At 46.4% G+C, this 17,585-nt stretch carries 14 protein-coding genes; 7 read left to right on the top strand and 7 right to left on the bottom strand.

Features of this window, described 5'->3' with window-relative positions; genetic code table 11:
* The first annotated feature begins 220 nt into the window (after window positions 1-220).
* Window positions 221-1,594, top strand: a complete 1,374-nt coding sequence (locus tag ACVA53_RS00325) for a carbohydrate porin (RefSeq protein WP_446504216.1) — start codon at window positions 221-223, stop codon at window positions 1,592-1,594.
* A 147-nt stretch (window positions 1,595-1,741) separates the two neighbouring features.
* Here the strand turns inward: ACVA53_RS00325 and ACVA53_RS00320 are convergent, their stop codons facing one another.
* Complete coding sequence (locus ACVA53_RS00320; RefSeq protein ID WP_446504215.1) at window positions 1,742-2,728, bottom strand: LacI family DNA-binding transcriptional regulator; 987 nt, start codon at window positions 2,726-2,728, stop codon at window positions 1,742-1,744.
* Window positions 2,729-2,963: 235 nt separating this feature from the next.
* On the opposite strand from ACVA53_RS00320, the gene ACVA53_RS00315 reads away from it, so the two are divergent.
* From ACVA53_RS00315 to ACVA53_RS00305, 3 genes are all read left to right on the top strand, one after another.
* Complete coding sequence (locus tag ACVA53_RS00315) at window positions 2,964-4,403, top strand: sucrose-specific PTS transporter subunit IIBC (RefSeq protein WP_446504214.1); 1,440 nt, start codon at window positions 2,964-2,966, stop codon at window positions 4,401-4,403.
* Window positions 4,404-4,598: 195 nt separating this feature from the next.
* Window positions 4,599-5,558, top strand: coding sequence for an aminoimidazole riboside kinase (locus ACVA53_RS00310; protein WP_446504213.1), 960 nt, complete (start codon window positions 4,599-4,601; stop codon window positions 5,556-5,558).
* The gene (locus ACVA53_RS00305) at window positions 5,555-7,006 is read left to right on the top strand and encodes a sucrose-6-phosphate hydrolase (protein WP_446504212.1); all 1,452 of its coding nucleotides are present in this window, start codon (window positions 5,555-5,557) and stop codon (window positions 7,004-7,006) included. Before ACVA53_RS00310 ends, ACVA53_RS00305 begins: the two co-directional genes overlap by 4 nt.
* A 360-nt stretch (window positions 7,007-7,366) precedes the next feature.
* Here the strand turns inward: ACVA53_RS00305 and ACVA53_RS00300 are convergent, their stop codons facing one another.
* Window positions 7,367-8,029 (bottom strand): CatB-related O-acetyltransferase, encoded by a 663-nt coding sequence (locus ACVA53_RS00300; protein ID WP_446504211.1) that lies wholly within the window; start codon window positions 8,027-8,029, stop codon window positions 7,367-7,369.
* Between the two features lie 326 nt (window positions 8,030-8,355).
* Here ACVA53_RS00300 and yieH point away from each other — a divergent pair, with 326 nt between their 5' ends.
* Window positions 8,356-9,024 carry a 6-phosphogluconate phosphatase gene (gene yieH / locus ACVA53_RS00295; protein WP_446504210.1) on the top strand — a complete coding sequence of 223 codons (669 nt, stop codon included), beginning with the start codon at window positions 8,356-8,358 and terminating at the stop codon, window positions 9,022-9,024.
* Between the two features lie 66 nt (window positions 9,025-9,090).
* Here the strand turns inward: yieH and ACVA53_RS00290 are convergent, their stop codons facing one another.
* Window positions 9,091-10,410, bottom strand: a complete 1,320-nt coding sequence (locus ACVA53_RS00290; RefSeq protein WP_446504209.1) for a tetratricopeptide repeat protein — start codon at window positions 10,408-10,410, stop codon at window positions 9,091-9,093.
* 306 nt (window positions 10,411-10,716) lie between these two features.
* Between ACVA53_RS00290 and ACVA53_RS00285 the strand changes: the two genes are divergently transcribed.
* Window positions 10,717-11,100: a DUF3302 domain-containing protein gene (locus ACVA53_RS00285; protein WP_446504208.1), complete on the top strand. Its 384-nt coding sequence runs from the start codon at window positions 10,717-10,719 to the stop codon at window positions 11,098-11,100.
* Window positions 11,100-12,230: an HlyD family secretion protein gene (locus ACVA53_RS00280; RefSeq protein WP_446504207.1), complete on the top strand. Its 1,131-nt coding sequence runs from the start codon at window positions 11,100-11,102 to the stop codon at window positions 12,228-12,230. Before ACVA53_RS00285 ends, ACVA53_RS00280 begins: the two co-directional genes overlap by 1 nt.
* Window positions 12,231-12,491: 261 nt before the next feature.
* On the opposite strand, the gene ACVA53_RS00275 is transcribed toward ACVA53_RS00280, so the two are convergent.
* The 4 genes from ACVA53_RS00275 to ACVA53_RS00260 form a co-directional block, all read right to left on the bottom strand.
* Complete coding sequence (locus ACVA53_RS00275; protein WP_255041189.1) at window positions 12,492-13,499, bottom strand: LacI family DNA-binding transcriptional regulator; 1,008 nt, start codon at window positions 13,497-13,499, stop codon at window positions 12,492-12,494.
* A gap of 215 nt (window positions 13,500-13,714) precedes the next feature.
* Window positions 13,715-14,803, bottom strand: a complete 1,089-nt coding sequence (locus tag ACVA53_RS00270; protein ID WP_446504387.1) for a porin — start codon at window positions 14,801-14,803, stop codon at window positions 13,715-13,717.
* A 163-nt stretch (window positions 14,804-14,966) separates the two neighbouring features.
* On the bottom strand, window positions 14,967-15,983 hold the full coding sequence (locus ACVA53_RS00265) for a nuclear transport factor 2 family protein (RefSeq protein WP_446504206.1): 1,017 nt from the start codon (window positions 15,981-15,983) through the stop codon (window positions 14,967-14,969).
* Between the two features lie 92 nt (window positions 15,984-16,075).
* The gene (locus tag ACVA53_RS00260) at window positions 16,076-17,362 is read right to left on the bottom strand and encodes an MFS transporter (protein WP_255041191.1); all 1,287 of its coding nucleotides are present in this window, start codon (window positions 17,360-17,362) and stop codon (window positions 16,076-16,078) included.
* Window positions 17,363-17,585: the final 223 nt, after the last annotated feature.

The following is a 17,585-nucleotide window of genomic DNA, read 5'->3' as shown; positions in this document are numbered from 1 at the left end:
CTTGTGACAAAGTTATCAGAAACATGCATTTTAGGTAACGTTCCCGAAAAAATCGATCTATCATCCACCCAGATACAAAAAGTGAAGTAACCAACACAACTGGTTTCTATTTCTTCTTCGATATAGAGCTTGTACATCAAAAGTATAAGCCGAAGTACGCTTACGAATTATTTTGGGAACGTTTGCAAAAAACCAAAATAATTAATGTGAGAACATAAGAATGAAACTACACACTTTAGCGGTTGCTGTAACAATGGGGCTAATGACTACATCGGTATTAGCAAGTGAAGACGTTGCAGCATTAGAGCAACGTATTAATGCATTAGAACAAAGAGTTGTACAAACAGAGCAGGTTTCTACCGAAGCAAATGAAAAGGCTTCTTCGTTTGAATTTCACGGTTATGCACGCTCTGGGTTATTGATCAACGACGACCTCAACGGCGCGACAGGCACAGGACCTTATATGACGGCTGCAGGTGCCATTGGTGCGCCAGTTGGACGACTTGGTGTTGAAGATGATCATTACGTTGAAGCGAACTTGATTCATAAGCGCTTTGCAGATGATGGTTCTAGTGCCTTGTTTCGTATCATGTTAGCCGATAGTACTGAGACAAATAACGAGTGGACTGCCAGCGAAAGCCAGTTAAATGTACGACAAGTATATTCAGAACTGAACCGTCTGAGCATGTTCTCTGAATCTGAAGCGTTTTCTGAAGCAACGTTTTGGGCGGGTAAACGATTCGATCGCGACAATTTTGATATTCACTTTTTCGATTCGGATATTGTCTTCTTATCAGGTACTGGCGCAGGCGTTTACGACGTTCAGATGAGCGACAACTGGAAAGCGAATTTCTCTATTTATGGCCGAGATTTTGGTGAGATTGATAGCTCATCGACAGATGTAGAAAATTACATTGCAACCATGAATAACCGCATTGGCCCATGGCAAGTGATGTTGAGTGGCATGACGTCAGCTGACAACGATAACCGCCTAAATGGTGCAGCTGAAAGTGGTGTACACGCTATGTTTGCGTACCATGGAGACAACTTCTTTGGTTTGAGCGAAGGCTTCTCTAAAACGGGTATGCTAGTCGGTAGCGGCCTAGGTGCGGAGCTAAAAGGCATCGGTTCAAATGGTGATCTACTGGATGACGCAAAAGCTGTTCGTCTGTTTAGCTACGGTGTGACTCGCATTGGCGACAACTGGCGTTTAGCACCTGCATTGATGGCAGAGCATAGCCAAGACCGTCTGAAGAAGAATGACGAGTTTACATGGGCTTCTTTGAACGTTCGATTAGCTCAAGAATTCACAGAGAACTTTGAGATGGTTTACGAAGGTTCATTACAGTACATGGATTTGGACAACTCGACAGAGCAAGCGAGCGGTGGTTTCTATAAAGCCACAGTTGCGCCAACACTAAAGCTTTCAACCAGTAACGGCTTTTTTGATCGACCAGAACTGCGTTTCGCTGTGAGTTATGTGGACTGGAGTGAAGACCTAAATGGTTACTCGATCAGCACTGAAGCAGATGCAGCAACGATGGGAGAGGGCGGCGAGGTTCTATTTGCACTGCAGATGGAAACTTGGTTCTAATTACCTGATATATCGTTTAGATAAAGAGTTTTAATCATGATGTGATGTTCGCATCATTAAATGCCAACCTTATCGTTTCAACTCGAAGGTTGGCATTTTTGTATCTTGAAACGACTTAATGTCTAAAGTGTAGGTTGGTATAACTCGCTAGCAAGACTCTCGCTCAATGGTGGTGAAGGTCAGCACCATCTTACTCATTTCAAAGCCTTTTTTATCAATACGCTCAAGTAGTAACTTGGCTCCATTTTCTCCCGCTTTATCAAACGCATAGTTAAACGTAGAAAGCGTTGGCGTGCAAACTGAAGCAAGCTCATCGTCACCTACACCTAGAACTAATACATCTTTTCCAGGTACAAGCCCTGCTTCCTGAATGGCTCTGATCGCACCTATTGCGATACGGTCAGTTGCACAAAACAGGCCGTCGAGCTGAGTGTGATCTTTGAGAGACTGCTTAGCCAGCTTGTAGCCTGAATCTATGGTGAAGTCACCACGGGCGTGAAATTGCAGTGTGAGGTCGTTAGATTGAAGCGATTGAGCGAAGCCTTCCGATCTCATCTTATCAACCGCGATATCATCGCCTTGTACACCGATGAACCCCATATGCTGACACCCCTTCGAGATGAGGCGGTTGCCAGCTTCAAATCCAACACGGGTGTCGTCGTGCACAATGCTTGGGATGTTAAACATCGAACCATCTTGACCAACCAACACTACGGGCACTGCAGAGCTTTGGATCGCTTTGACTAATTTGTTGTCGAGGTGGGTCGCGTACAGGATGATGCCTTCAACACGCTTCTGGTTAAATATCTGAATATATTCGAGTTCTTTGTGGTGTGTTTGGTGTGTGCTCGCCAATAGAACATGCTTGCCCGCTTGCTCTAAAACTGCGGTTAAACCGTCGACCCCTTGAGATGTGGCGTGGGAAGAAACCCTAGGAACAATCACCCCAACAAGGTTAGTTTTCTGAGACTTTAAGTCTTTAGCAACTTGATTTGGGAGATAGCCACACTCTTCTACCGCTTTACGCACCTTCACCTTGGTCGCGTCTTTTACGCCATACTCATCATTGATTACTCTTGAGACCGTCGATTTGGAAACTCCAGCGAGACGAGCGACATCATGAAGACTAGCCATTATTCATTATCCATTTGTAATTTTAGTTTTGGGATTGTTTGCAAACAGACCATCAAATTTGTCTGCTTATCAGGAGATTTTAACCCTGTCTTCTTATCCTAGGGAGATAATTTGAAGATCATTCTCACAGTATTGAGCAATTATCTTTGATCATTTGTTATTTCTAGGCAAAGATTTGTTTTGCAAACGTTCCCGAAAATTCAAAAGCTCGAATGATAATCCAATGGGGTATGTAATGAATTATCCAAAAATAGCAAAAGAGCTGCTCTCTCTATTAGGTGGTAAAAGTAATATCACCGCACTCGCACACTGTGCGACTCGTCTGCGTCTTGCAGTTGCAGACCAAGATAGAATTGATGAACAGGCGATTGATAACCTAGAAGGGGTTAAGGGCCAGTTTAAAGTGGCGGGGCAATATCAGATCATCTTTGGTTCAGGCATCGTTAACCAAGTTTATGCAGAGCTGGCTAAGCTGACCGAAATGACGGAAATGTCAACTAACGATGTGGCGTCTGCGGGTGCTGACAATCAAAATATCGTGCAACGAGCAGTGAAAGGCCTGTCTGATATTTTTGTCCCAATCATTCCTGCGATTGTTGCTGGTGGTCTGTTAATGGGTATCTACAACCTATTGACAGCTCAAGGCTTGTTCATTGATGGCAAATCTTTAATCGACGCTAATCCGGGGTTGACCGACTTAGCAAACATGATCAACACATTTGCTAATGCACCTTTTGTTTACTTACCTATTTTATTAGCATTTTCAGCGAGTAAGAAGTTTGGTGGTAACCCATACCTTGGTGCGGCTTTAGGTATGTTGATGGTTCACCCAGATCTTCTTAACGGTTGGGGCTTCGGTGGCGCATCGGTGTCGGGCAGCATTCCAGTTTGGAACATTCTAGGCTTCGAAATTGAGAAAGTGGGTTACCAAGGTTCAGTACTGCCAGTTCTCGTTTCTGCGTTTATTCTAGCGAAAGTCGAGCTTGGCCTGCGTAAAGTGGTACCTTCTGTTCTGGATAACTTGCTAACACCGCTACTGGCTATCTTCGTGACTGGTCTATTGACATTCACGGTTGTGGGTCCATTTACACGTGATATCGGCTTCCTACTGGGTGATGGCCTGAACTGGCTATACAACAGTGCTGGCTTCATTGGTGGTGCGGTGTTTGGTTTGATTTATGCTCCGTTCGTTATCACAGGTATGCACCATAGCTTTATCGCTATCGAAACTCAGTTGCTTGCGGATATCGCAACGACGGGTGGTACGTTCATCTTCCCTATCGCGGCGATGTCTAACGTTTCACAAGGCGCGGCGGCACTGGCTGTTGGTTTCATGACTCGTGATACAAAAATGAAGAGTATTGCGATTCCTTCTGGTGTGACAGGTCTGCTTGGTATTACTGAGCCTGCAATGTTCGGTGTGAACTTGAAGCTTCGCTACCCATTCATTGCCGCGGTTTGTGCAGCTGCTGTTTCAAGTGCATTTATCACTATGTTCAATGTGAAAGCACAAGCGCTGGGTGCAGCGGGTATTCCGGGCATCATCTCAATATCACCAGAAAAAATTGGCTACTACGTGGTAGGTATGATTATCGCGTTCGTGACTGCCTTTGCTCTGACCGTTGTTTTAGGTCTGCGTGAGCGCAGCAAGCAAAATATTAAAGCAACAGCTTAACGTTTCTCCCTAGAAGTGAAGCCCCCCTTTTCACTTCATTTCCTAAGCTTTGGGGTGCTAGCTAGGTGATTTGGCTTAGCTAGCCTTTTTATATTTTTATATGACAGCGTGAAGTGTCACCTTGCTTTCGGTTGCTACTGCTTTCGATTGCCATCGCTTTCGGTTGTCATGATTTTCAGTTTTAAGGTAAGAAAGATGAATCAAGTTTGGGTAACTGGAGACGCTGTCGTCGACCTCATTCCGGAGACTGACGCGACATTATTGAAATGTCCGGGCGGTGCGCCTGCTAATGTCGCGGTAGCGATTTCTCGCCTTTTAGGCAAAAGCGCATTTTTCGGCCGAGTGGGTAACGACCCGTTTGGCACTTTTATGGAAGTGACTCTGCAAAAGGAAGGTGTGAATACCGAGCGTTTGGTGAAGGACCCTGAACAACGCACATCAACTGTGGTGGTTGATCTTGATGACCAAGGCGAGCGCAGTTTTACGTTTATGGTTAAGCCAAGTGCCGACCAGTTTATGTCTGTTGAAGACATTCCCGAATTTAAGAAAAACGAGTGGTTACACGTCTGCTCAATTTCTTTGGCTAATGAACCAAGCCGAAGCAGTACCTTTGAAGCTATCCGACGCATGAAAGCCGCGGGCGGTTACATCAGCTTCGATCCAAACCTTCGCGATGAAGTGTGGCAAAACCCATCTGAAATTAAGTCTGTGGTCATGAAAGCGGTTGAATTGGCTGATGTGGTTAAATTCTCAGAAGAAGAGCTGGATTTCTTAACCGATTCAACTTCGATGGAACAAGGTTTAGCTAACATTGCAGATCTTAACAACACGCTTGTTTTGGTTACGCAGGGCGCGAAAGGCGTTTGGCGAGTATTTGAAAACCAAGGTGTGTTGATTTCAGGTCGCCCAGTGACGCCAGTGGATACCACGGGTGCAGGCGATGCTTTTGTTGGCGGTTTGCTTGCAAAGCTTTCTCAACATGAAGAGTGGAATAATCAACAAGTCGTTGATTCTGCAATTCAGTGGGCGAATGGTTGCGGTGCATTGGCTACAACGCAAAAAGGCGCGATGACCGCACTTCCAACGCAAGAGGCTCTCACTCAGTTTATTCAAAAAGACTGTTCAAATACGAATGCCGTAGAGGAGAGTGTATGAGTTTGAATTCTAACTGGACAGTAGAGCAAAGGTACTGTCGCGTAGAGCAGATTTCTCAAGACAGTATGGATGCGATGGTAAAACAGCGTAAGCAAGATTCTGGATACCCTAGTTACCATATTGCTCCCAAATTTGGCTTGCTGAATGACCCGAATGGTTTGTGTTACTTCAACGGCGAGCATCATATTTTTTACCAATGGACGCCGGTTGGCCCTGTTCATGGCATGAAGTATTGGTATCACCTGTCTACAAAAGATTTTGTTCACTTCGAAGACCATGGCATTGGACTGCATCCAGATCAAGACTACGATTCTCATGGGGTTTATTCTGGTGGAGCTCTCGTTGAAAACGACGAAGCTATTTTATTCTTCACGGGAAATCATCGTGATGAAAACTGGGAAAGGTCCTCAACTCAGTGTGTTGCAAAGATGTCTGTCAAAGGGCAAATAGAAAAGCATGGTGTGGTTATCGAAAATGAACACTACACAGAACATTTCCGAGATCCAAAAGTGTGGAAGGACGGTGACGATTACTTGATGGTTGTTGGGGCTCAGACCCAAGAAGAACGTGGTTCAATGGCGCTGTACAGAAGTCGTGATCTCATGAACTGGCAGCATAAAGGTTCTATTCAAACTCGTTACAATAATCTTGGCTATATGTGGGAATGCCCTGACTTTTTCGAGATAGATAACCAGTCAGTGATGTTGTTTTCTCCACAAGGTGTCTCTAGCGATAATCCGTACGATTTTAAAAACATTTACTCAGTGGCTTACATTGTTGGTGATTGTTTGAATTTAGATTCGATGGAATTTGAAAACCATCAAGATATCGCGCAGCCTGATTACGGATTTGATTTTTACGCACCTCAGACTTACTTAGACGATTCCGGTCGCCGGATCTTGATTGCTTGGGTAGGCCTTCCTGATATCGACGCTCCATCTGTAGCGCACCAATGGGCAGGTATGCTGTCTTTACCTCGCGAGTTGAAAATTCAAGATGGCTATCTCATTCAGTCTCCACTATCTGAGCTTAAAGCGCTACAAGGAGAAGCGGTTGCGGTTGAGAATGCTTTCGAATTGGATACGACGAGCTTCATGGTCCAGCTCGAAACGGATACGAAAACGGACGAGTTTGAGTTAACGCTAGCTAATGCTGCGGGTGATAACATCGTGTTCAGTGCCACGGCGACGGAGTTCATTCTTGATCGCAGCAAGATGTCTCAACTCTACGCGGAAAAGTTTGGCTGTGTGAGAAAAGCGCCGAGGTTGAGCACCAAGCAAACCATCGAAGTTTATGTCGATAAGTCGGTGATCGAAATCTTCATTAATGGCGGTAAACATACAATGACCAGCCGCTTCTTCATTGACGATTTGAACTTGTTGTCCATTACTGGCGACTTGAAAACCGTTTATCACTCGATAGGGCCAATTAAAGGGCTTGATAATTAAGATTATACTTACATCCTGCAATAGTGACTCATGGAGAGTTTACAGCTGATTTTCTGGATACCTCTTAAAACCACAGGTTACAGTCGGGATAAGTGAGGCAACCTCCGTATACACAGGACGTTTCGTGTCAGCCTGAAAGGGGGCAGCTGACACGTCATGTAGTTGATTGATGAGTAAGTGACTATCATTACATTTTCATACTTGATAACGAGTTTACAAGAGAAGTTAGGATGCTCATCCAATGACTTGTGCAAATAGTCCAGGGGGGGCGTCTAGCTGATTGTCACAAATCAAGCTTAGAAACAACAAGGCCGCCCCAAAAATGGACGGCCTAGATCTGCCAGTCTACAGGTGATGGTATTACACCTCAAAGCGCTGGTAACGCTCGAACAAGGCCTCGATATCGTTGCTGCACATCACGTCCATGTTCTCCTGCAAGCGTTTCATCGGCCAGTCCCACCATTTCATTTCTAGCAGCATCGCAATATGCGGATCGCAAAAACGCTTTTTGACTTTCTGGCCGGGATTGCCGACGATCACGGCATAAGGTTCAACATCTTTGGTAACAACAGCCCGCGCACCGATCACCGCCCCATCACCGATGGTAATGCCGGGCATAATGACACACTCACTGCCGACCCAGACATCGTTGCCAATCACCGTATCGCCAGCGCGTTCGAAGCCCGATTTAACCTTGCCGCCGAATTTACTGACATCAAAAGGAAACGATGAAATCCAATCATGCCGATGGCCCTGATTCCCAGCCAGCATAAAAGTCGCCCCGGATGCTATCGAGCAGTACTTGCCGATAATAAGCTGGTCGACCTCGCCGAAGATCCCTGACTCCCAAACCGCCCGACTCGAGTGGTCGCCCAGCAAATACCGAACACAATGATCCTCAAAATGTTTGTCATGGTAATAGCCGGAGTAATACGTATGTTCTCCGACTGTAATGTTTGGATTCTTTACATGTTCCCTGACTTCATAACCGCCAAGCCATGAAGGAAATATGGATGAAGTCATAGCCACCCCTTATAAATGCGCACTGCTTTATTACTCGTTATGCCAACAAGTATAGTGACGATAACCACATCCATAAATGCCAACATCTGATAAAGGTTGAACAAATCACTGCAGCCGAGCTTATAACAGGATAAACGGCTACCGGCTTCTGCTGTCCAAACATGATTAGGCCAGTATTCAACTGGCATTCAATGCGTGCTGAATCAAATTATTCTTATCATTTTATTACCAGTTGGCGATACAGCTAGCAAAATACCAATCTCTGTATTGTCGAATGCGCTGGGCTGGATTAACAATCAATGCAGCGAGATATACAGGATGAGAATATGAATAAGGTTCAGCCCTATCACACCCGTTGCGTTATCTTCGATTGCGACGGCACCTTGGTAGACAGCGAGCGGCTGTGCAACCAAGCATTAGTGAACATCTTTTCCCGGCTTGGCGGAGAGCTTAGCCTCGACGAGTGTATTGAGCATTTCCAAGGAGGTAAGATTGTCGATATTCTCGCCGAAACCCGACGACGTACAGGGGTTACAGTATCTATCGATACCCTGGAGCCTATGTACCGGGAAGAATGCCGTAAGCTATTCAACGAGCATTTAATACCTATAGACGGTGTTCCCAGCTTGCTCCAAGAGCTGACCCAACTTGGCATTGATATGTGTATTGCGTCCAACGGTCCGGTCCATAAAATGGAACATACCCTCGGCCTGACCAACATGCTGCACTATTTTGACGGTAAGCTCTTCAGCGGCTTTGAAGCCAGCAGCTGGAAACCGGATCCGGACTTGCTGCACTTTGCCGCCATGAATATGGGCTACCGACTGCAAGACTGCGTATTTGTCGATGACACTGCGCGTGGCGTTCAGGCTGGGCTCAATGCAGGGATCCCGACGTTCCATTACGCCGCCCCTCATGCGCCAGAAATCACTGACCCAAGGGTGATCACTCTGACCCAAATGCCGCAGCTGCTTGATTATATTCGTGCCCAATAACGAAAAAGGCCCGGTTGAGTTGCTATGAACCAACTCAACCGGGCCTCTTCTATCAGCGTTCATCCGTTAGGACTTTCCTTGATTATCATCGTTTCCTGACAGCAAGCTATCCCACGACGCCTGCCACGGCTGTTGCTGGTAGCCCGACATTGATGTTTGGCTTTCGGAGTTAACCGCGCTGAACGACGTTGCTGTGCTGGCCTGCAAATCATGTGTCGTCAGTCCCCCCTTAGCTGCTCGCATATCAGTTTCAGACCAACCCTCCTCACCTTTATATCCATTCTGTACAATCTCAGCGGAGCCGATATTGTCAACGGGTTGCAGTGTTGACATTTCACTGGCTAGATCGCCCAACGCCAACGTTTCGAGGTTTTCTTCTGTTGGCCGGTAGCCCTCCCTGCCATAGAGCTTATCGAGCAAATACATCACCGAATGAGGGGCTAAGTCCTCGTCTTGCTTAAGCATCTTATAGACTTTGTTTGCCACATTTTGAACCCCGAGAATAGTATCTATATCAAGGAGCTGAACGACTTCATCTCGTGCTTCTTTGGCCTGCTTATAACCATTCACATATGCCAAGGAATACCAAATATAGGCGATAGTGGCATCAGTCATAGTGGTGCGGTTATGCATCTTGGCCACCAGCATCTGGGCCTCACCGTCCCCTCTTTCGGCCGCCCGCTCAAGCCAATACATGGCTCGGTGACAGTCCTTACTCACACCAATACCCACCTGATAACAAAAAGCGGTTTTCATAAAACCATTGATATCCCCTTGCTTTGCCGCTCGAAAGCGCCACAAAAATGCCTCTAGAGGCTGATGTGGCTGGGCAAACTCAGACAGGTACCAATCACCAAGAAACAGCATCGCGGCTATCAGCTCTTTGTCTGCAGCCTCCTGTACCATTTCCAAACCCGCTTCGACATCGATGTCAGTTCCCTGACCACGGATCAGTAGCAGTCCAAGTTCAAATAACTCTTTCGCTTCGCCGCACTTCGCTTTGACTACCTGCTCCCAGTATCGCGATTTGGCTTCGCCTTCAGGATCGTCAATATCGGCCCGACACAAGCGAGCCAATGCATTCTGGGCAATGATATTGTCGAGTTTGGCCGCTTTGTCATACCAGTTAATGGCTTCTCGCACATTGGTCAGTTCATATTCCTTGGCTAAGGACAACTGACTCGATACATGGCCGGTCTGCGCCTTGAAAATCTTTTCTTCACGCTCGGCAATTTTCGCTTTTTCGAGCACTTGCTGATATCGAGCTTCTTTCTGCCGCTTTTCAAGCAAAAGCTGTTGCTGTTTGCCCTGGGAGGCAAAAACACGGTATAGGATCCACGCCAGTAAGCCTGCTGAAAGGCCTGTCACAACCATTAGATAAGGCATATCCCCTCTACACTTCGAATTTATATTTATATAATACCGAACATCTACCGCATTCGCTGAGACCGCTCCCTCTTTCCCAAAAGCAGCGGTCTTTTTCTCTTTGATTACTTATATCGACCAACAGATCAAAAACTGGAGGGGAGATTCCCCATAAGTATATGACAAATCCTCTCTATTCAGCTTGTTTGAATTCGAAATAAAGCCAACAAAAACAAGCATAAAAGTAAATCAGTGCTAAATTTGTTAGTGGTTACTGGATCTTGGTAGCCTCCACAGAATCATTGCCAGTAAGGATAAGGAGCAAGGATGTTTCTCGACTATTTTGCCTTAGGCGTTTTATGCTTTGTCGCGGTATTCCTGTTCTACGGGATCATCGCCATTCACGATATCCCCTATGAAATTTCAGTAAAACGTAACCACCCCCATCAAGATGCAATTCACTATGCTGGCTGGGTGAGTCTATTTACCTTACATGCCATTTGGCCGTTTCTGTGGATTTGGGCCACGCTCTGGCGCGAAGATCGCGGCTGGGGATTTACCAAAATCCAAAACGAGCAGAACGAGTTGCACCATGAAATACTGAAGCTGTCAGAGCAGGTCGAGCACCTCACCGGTAAAGTTGCAGAATTGGAAGTGATACAGGCCAGACACGATAACTCGACAGACACTCAGCAGGGAGGTGAGCACTAATGGATCTATTACTCATTCTGACCTATGCCGCGCTGTGTATTGCCGTTTTTAAAATCTTCAATATCCCACTCAACAAGTGGACCGTACCTACCGCAGTGCTCGGCGGCATTATTCTGATTGGTACCTTGATATTGCTGATGAACTACAACCATCCGCATAGCAATATGGGCGGGCAATTTTATGTAACAACGCCCATTGTTTCTGGCGTGAGGGGCAAGGTGATAGAGGTACCTGTTAAGGCCAATACCCCAGTCAAAAAAGGTGATGTACTTTTCCGTATTGATCCCACCTTGTACGAAGCTGAGGTCCAACTGCAGTTGGCCGCCCTTGCCGAAGCAAAGCAAAATGTTCTGGGCCTTGAAGCGGCATACCACGCAGCCAAAGCCAGTACCGAGCGGGCGATAGCCGAACGTGATCGGACTCTTAGCCAATACCAACGCTATGAAAAGGGGTTTAAGCGCGGTGCGTTTACCAAATCGGAAGTCGATAACCGCCGCCAATTCTACCGCAGTGCCGAGGCTTCACTTTCAGCTGCACGGGCAGAAGAACAACGCGCCAAGCTAACCTACGAATCGCAAATCATGGGGGAAAATACAGCAATAGCTAAGGTCCGCGCCCAGCTGATCCAAGCCCAATTCAACTTGGAAGAAACCGTGGTCCACGCTCCGACGGCTGGCTATGTCACTCAAGTAACGTTGCGCCCCGGCATGATGGCTGTTCCCTTGCCACTAAAACCGGTGATGACTTTTATCCACCAGGAAGAGCAGTTTTTTATCGGTGCCTTCAGGCAGAATTCGCTGCTCAGGCTACGCCCTGGGTTTAAGGCCGACTTTATCTTTCGTGCCCTGCCTGGCAAGACGTTCCAGGGTGAAGTGATCGAGGTATTACCGGCTATTGGCGAAAGCCAAGTTCAAGCCTCAGGTGTTCTTTATGGCAGCGATCAGCTGCTACGCCAAGGCCGTCCATTGGTTAAACTGAAAATCACCGATGATCTGACTGAGTATCACCTGCCACAGGGGGCAAATGTCGAAATTGCGGTTTACTCAGACAGCTTCGAACATGTCTCGGTTATGCGTAAAGTACTGATCCGAATGAAAAGCTGGCAGAACTACCTGTTCCTTGATCATTGATCTGAAAAAATCACAATAAATAAGAATAAGGTACTAAATTACAATAACTTGTAAAGAAAGACACTAAGGTGGTGTGGCCTTGACTCTAAGGCCACCCACCAATGAGAACCTTAGCGAACAATTTGTTTGCTTTTATATGACCAATCGCAGCAAACCGTTTTTCACTCATAAGCATTACTGCGATGGGTTCTTTTGGGAGGAAATCGACACTGTTATTCGATCGATATGCATTATTGACTTTATTCAGTCAATACAGCGCCATCATTTTCTCAGGGTATTACGCTCGACCAACTCCACCGGGATCATCAACTTCACTAACGCACGGTCTTCTGACTGAACTTGATTAAGCAATAACTTCACCGCCTCTTTGGCCAAGCGATTAAAATCCTGTTTAAACGTTGAGAGCTGGTATCCCAGCCAGCTGGCTTGGGGAATATCATCAAACCCAATGACTTGGATATCTTCAGGGATCGACAAACCAAATTCACTGCGAGCAATATCCATCAGGGCAATGGCTAAAGTGTCTGTCGAACAGAAAAAAGCATCAGGATGATGATCTTCAGCTAACACAGCCCGAATACCATCGAGCGCCTCTTCATACACATAACTGGTCTGAATATCCCTTGGCGTTTGGCCAGTCAAAGACTGAAGCTCCTCGGTGAATCCCTCAAGGCGTTCGGTATTGGTATAAGCAGGAATATTACCGGTCAAGTATGCGAGCTGTTCAGCACCACGCTGTACCAGCGTACGCGCGGCTATTTTCCCCGCACTGTAGTTGTCACTGATCGCTGAACTACACTTTGTTCCCTCTTCAATACGCGCAAATTGAACAATCGGGATATTAAAATCACGACATTCCTCATACAGAGCAGTATTGAACTGTGCAGAGGCAGCCATCACACCGTCAACACGGTATTGGAAAATATTCGGGATCGAGTGTTGCTGCTGGTCATCAAGCTCCCAAGGGATCAATACTGCTGAATAGCCGTTTTTCTGTAACTCTTTACTGAGCAGCTGCAAGGTTTCCATATGAATAGGATAATCGGAGTCAGGGAAAACCAAGCCAATCAATCTCGATTCATTGGTTGTCAAACTACGAGCAAATGCATTTGGGCGATAGTTAAGCTCTTTGGCTGCCGCAAACACCTTTTCACGGGCTGTGGCGGAAACTGAACTCCCATCAATGAATACGCGAGACACCGTCGACTGGGATACACCAGCAAGCCTTGCAACATCACTAGCGGTAACTGGTTGTTTTTTAACAGACATATTAGGGATTCGGTTGAAACTATTGGAATAATTATATCAAACAACCCTTTGAATGCGCATGCAATTTTATCTAGCTATAAGGAAAAACAGAAATGCCTCATTTTACCATATCGTAAATTGTCATCATCGAGATAACAAAAGCCGCTACCAGCGTCCGGACTGATAACGGCTTTATCGTTAATTTCTTTTCTGTTCGACTACTTACACCTTAGTGATTAAAAGTAGTAACGAATACCAGCAGAAAGCTTGTCATCGGTGTTAACAAACTCTGCACCGTTCCATTTATCTTTACCTTCATCGAACTGGTACTCCGCCCAAAGTAGGAAAGTATTCTTAGTAAAGTGGTATTCCACACCCGGGGTGAAGGTTTTACGCTCATAGCCCTGTGCACGCCCATCCGTTTCGGTCATATAGTTAGCATTGAACGTAGCACGAAAGCCATTATTGAAATGGTAATGGGTATAAAGCTCACCACCGCGTGAGTCGAAGAATTCTGCACTGGTATCTTTACCAACAACTTCCCAGCTATCTGCGGTGTGGAAAGTCATTCCCAAGAAGTAATTCGCCGAACTGTAATTCAGGCCAACAAGACCGATGCGGGCTGTGTCACCGTTTTGTGTGCTGAAGTGATCAATAACACCGTTAATATCGGTAATTTCGTTCTGGTGGTAAGCAGCTCCCACAGTTAGGCCCGCAGCGATTGGGTAAAGTACCGATGCGCCGATGCCATTCTTCAAGGTCGCCGTCGCATCGCCAGCGAGGCCTACATCGGTGCGTGTTGTCTGATAGGTGAAGCCATATTTCAGATCACCAAGATTATTGCGGTAAGTCAGAGAGTTTGCAGCACGGCCAGTACCACTGCTAATCCCCCAATCTGAGAGGTTGTAAACGTTTGATCCTCGGGTTCCGTAGGTGCGGCCCATATCGGTGAACCAAGCTACATCGTAGAACGTTGACCACTGCTTGGTACCTGCGGCAATTTTGCCGTATTTGTCGTGCTCGACACCGGCATAAAGTAGGCGGTCATAAATGTCACTACCGTTGGAGCCGGAGTTGTAACCCCATTCAGCATGGCCAAAGCCCTGCCAATCATTATCTAGCTGCTTAACGCCTTTAAGGCCAAAGCGCGAACTACCACTGTTCCAAACGGGCTCGGAATCACCACCGTTATCTTGGTAGCGCGCTTCAAAGCGACCATCGATAGTCAGGCTATCGCCGCTGTCGTTAAAGAAGGTATGAGCAGCGACCGCAGAACCTGAAGTCAGTGCAGCCATTATAATCAGAGATAGTTTTGTTTTATTCATCATACTACTTGCCTCAAAATCAGGCGTCAGCAACCCTCAGGCTGACATCCTGACAAATTGATAAATATTGTTTTTTTAATCGTAAAAAAGGGCGCCCCAAAGGGACGCCCGATATCGCACAGGCGTGCTATCTTTCACAAGAGGAAAATGTGGAGCTTGCGAATTACAGTGCTGGGTTCAAAATTTGCTGAGTACGCTCAAATACATCCAAACCCTGCTGCTTCAGCCAGTATGGAAGGTCGATAAGAACCCAGTTCTCGGACAGTTTGTCGCCGTCACGGTAGTAAACGTCAACCACTTGCATGTCTGCACGCACTTCGCCACCAGTCATACCTAGGAAACCACCAGTTGGTGTGTTTGAAAGGTTTGGCCAGCCGAAGAAACAAGAGAAGTTACCTTCAGCGAAACGACAAACGTGGCCGTTAAACTTCTTGTCTTTTAGGTTGTTACGGAACGGCAGTTGGTGCTGCTGCTGGTAACGAGGGATAGTGTATGATGCACCGATACCACATGGGCCGTACCAGATCATGTCTTTTGACCAGCTCTTAGCCAGTACTTCTGGTGGGCAACCCATCGCGCCGCTGTCGTTAAGTGCAGATAGATCATCAACCATCTTGTTAACAAGAGCCAGAGTCGCAACACCTTCTTCTGGCGCAGCATCTTCAAACAGTAGACCGTCGTGGTTACGTGGGCCAGGGTAAACGAAGTGCTTGCCCGTTGAAGGAGGTAGTGGGTAACAACCCGCTTGATCCATCATGCCTAGAAGGTCAAGGAAAAGACCGGTCTTAGTGATCTTGCCATCAACAACACAGTTAAATTCTGCGTAGCGAACGTTCATGATCTTACCAGTAGGACGCATGCCTAGGAATTCAGCGTCTAGTAGACCCATGAAGTGACCCATGCTCATAACCCACGTTTCGCCTGGCGTTACTTCGTTTTCACCGCCGATAAAGATATCTTGACGACGCTGCATGCGAGTCATTGACTTCATTAGTGGAGACCAGAAAACGTCAGCGGCTGCTTGTGCGCCTTCTTGCTCGCGGAATGGGTAAACGCCACGCCATAGGTAACCTTCAGATGTATGTGCTTTTAGTACTTCAGCAACGTTTTCGTGAGTTGCGTTTTCCATTGCGTCGAAGTAGTTACGTACAACGCGTTTCGCTTCTTGATACTTGCTCATAATGCAAATCCTGTCTTTATTTAATCTCAACAGAGCACAGTCTGTCGTTGATAATGGTTGTAGGCTTCGCTTCGGCGAAGCCCAAAATTTCGTTAAGCTGTTGCTTTATCTTTCTTTGAGAACACGCCGCTTTTAAGCGTTTCTGGTAGAGATAGCCATAGTAGACCCGCTAAGATCCATACGATTGGCGAGCCCCACATTGCTGTTTGTAGGTCTGAACGCTCTTGGATGAATACCAACACCATGGGTGCCCACATACCAATCAGACGGCCACCGTGGAACAGAGCAGCGCCGAAACTACGAAGGTGTGCTGGGAACAATTCTGAGAAGTAACCACCCCAAACCGCACTTGATGCAAGACCAAAGTTATAAACAAGGCCAAGGATCGCTAGCATGTTTAGCCCCATGAAAGTAGCGTCAGATGGTGCGATAAAGAAGATTGACGCCATGATACCGGCAAGGATGAAGCCGAATGCATTCACCTTACGGCCCCACTTATCGGCAACTGCACCCCAAACCCACGCACCTAATAGGCTACCAAATGCTGAGATTGAGAAGATAACGCCCATGGTTTGACCATCGAACATGCGTACTTCTTTTAGGTACGTTGTTACGAAACCATTGAAGAATTGGAAGCCGTAAAAGTTCATGCCAGAAAGCAGAAGACACGTTAATGTGATGCGTAGATTAGTACCGCGGAACATCTCGCCCCATGATCCTTTCTTCGCCTCAATATCCTTACCATTTGCGTCTTGCTGTACTTCTTCACCAAACGCAATCACTTTTTTGTCACTTGGTAGAACAAAGAACATAACAACAGCAGCAACTAGTGGTGGAACACCACCAACAATCATCATATTTTCCCATGCAGCATCAATGCTTGCTAGGTAAGCTGCATACGCACCCATTGCCATGACAGCCACAGAGAACATAGATGAAGCAAATGCCGTCAATTTACCGCGAACAGAGTCAGTGAATAGACCAATCATCAATGAAACCGCAACCGTGAAATAACCACCCAGTGCGATACCAACAATGAAACGCATTGCCGCCCAGCCTTCATAGCTGGTAAAACTCATGTTAAGGATTGTCGCAGCACCATTGATCGCAGTAATTGTGATCAGTACGTTTTTCTTGCCGAACTGGCTTGCGAACCAAGCACAACTTAGGGCGCCAATCAGGGCACCAAGTGATTGCCAAGTATAGAACTGGGCAGTATGTGCAAGGGTGATACTGTCATAGGCGTCGACGATGTAGGGACGGACGTAATCTATAACCACGAAGTTGTAACAGTAAAACACGTAACCAACCAAAATTGCCAAATAGGCAGCTGCGCGTTGCACCATTGGAACTTCGTTCATGTGTTTCTTGCTTGTCATGAGCGAATAATCCTCTAAATTTATTTGTATCACCCTTGTTAAACAATTGGGTGACCGAAGCTGTGTAGAGGGTCTATCCCCCCTTCCGCTTTCTGGTGGCAGATATTACACAGCCATGCAGGGTAAAAACCGTGATACAAATCAATTTTACATGAATGCGTACCCAAAAAAGGATTTCATGGGACATCGATCACACTCAGTATGTTTTTTATACAGATAACAC

The sequence above is a fragment of the Photobacterium sp. DNB23_23_1 genome (assembly GCF_052873815.1).
This window is presented reverse-complemented; position numbering and strand designations above follow the sequence as displayed.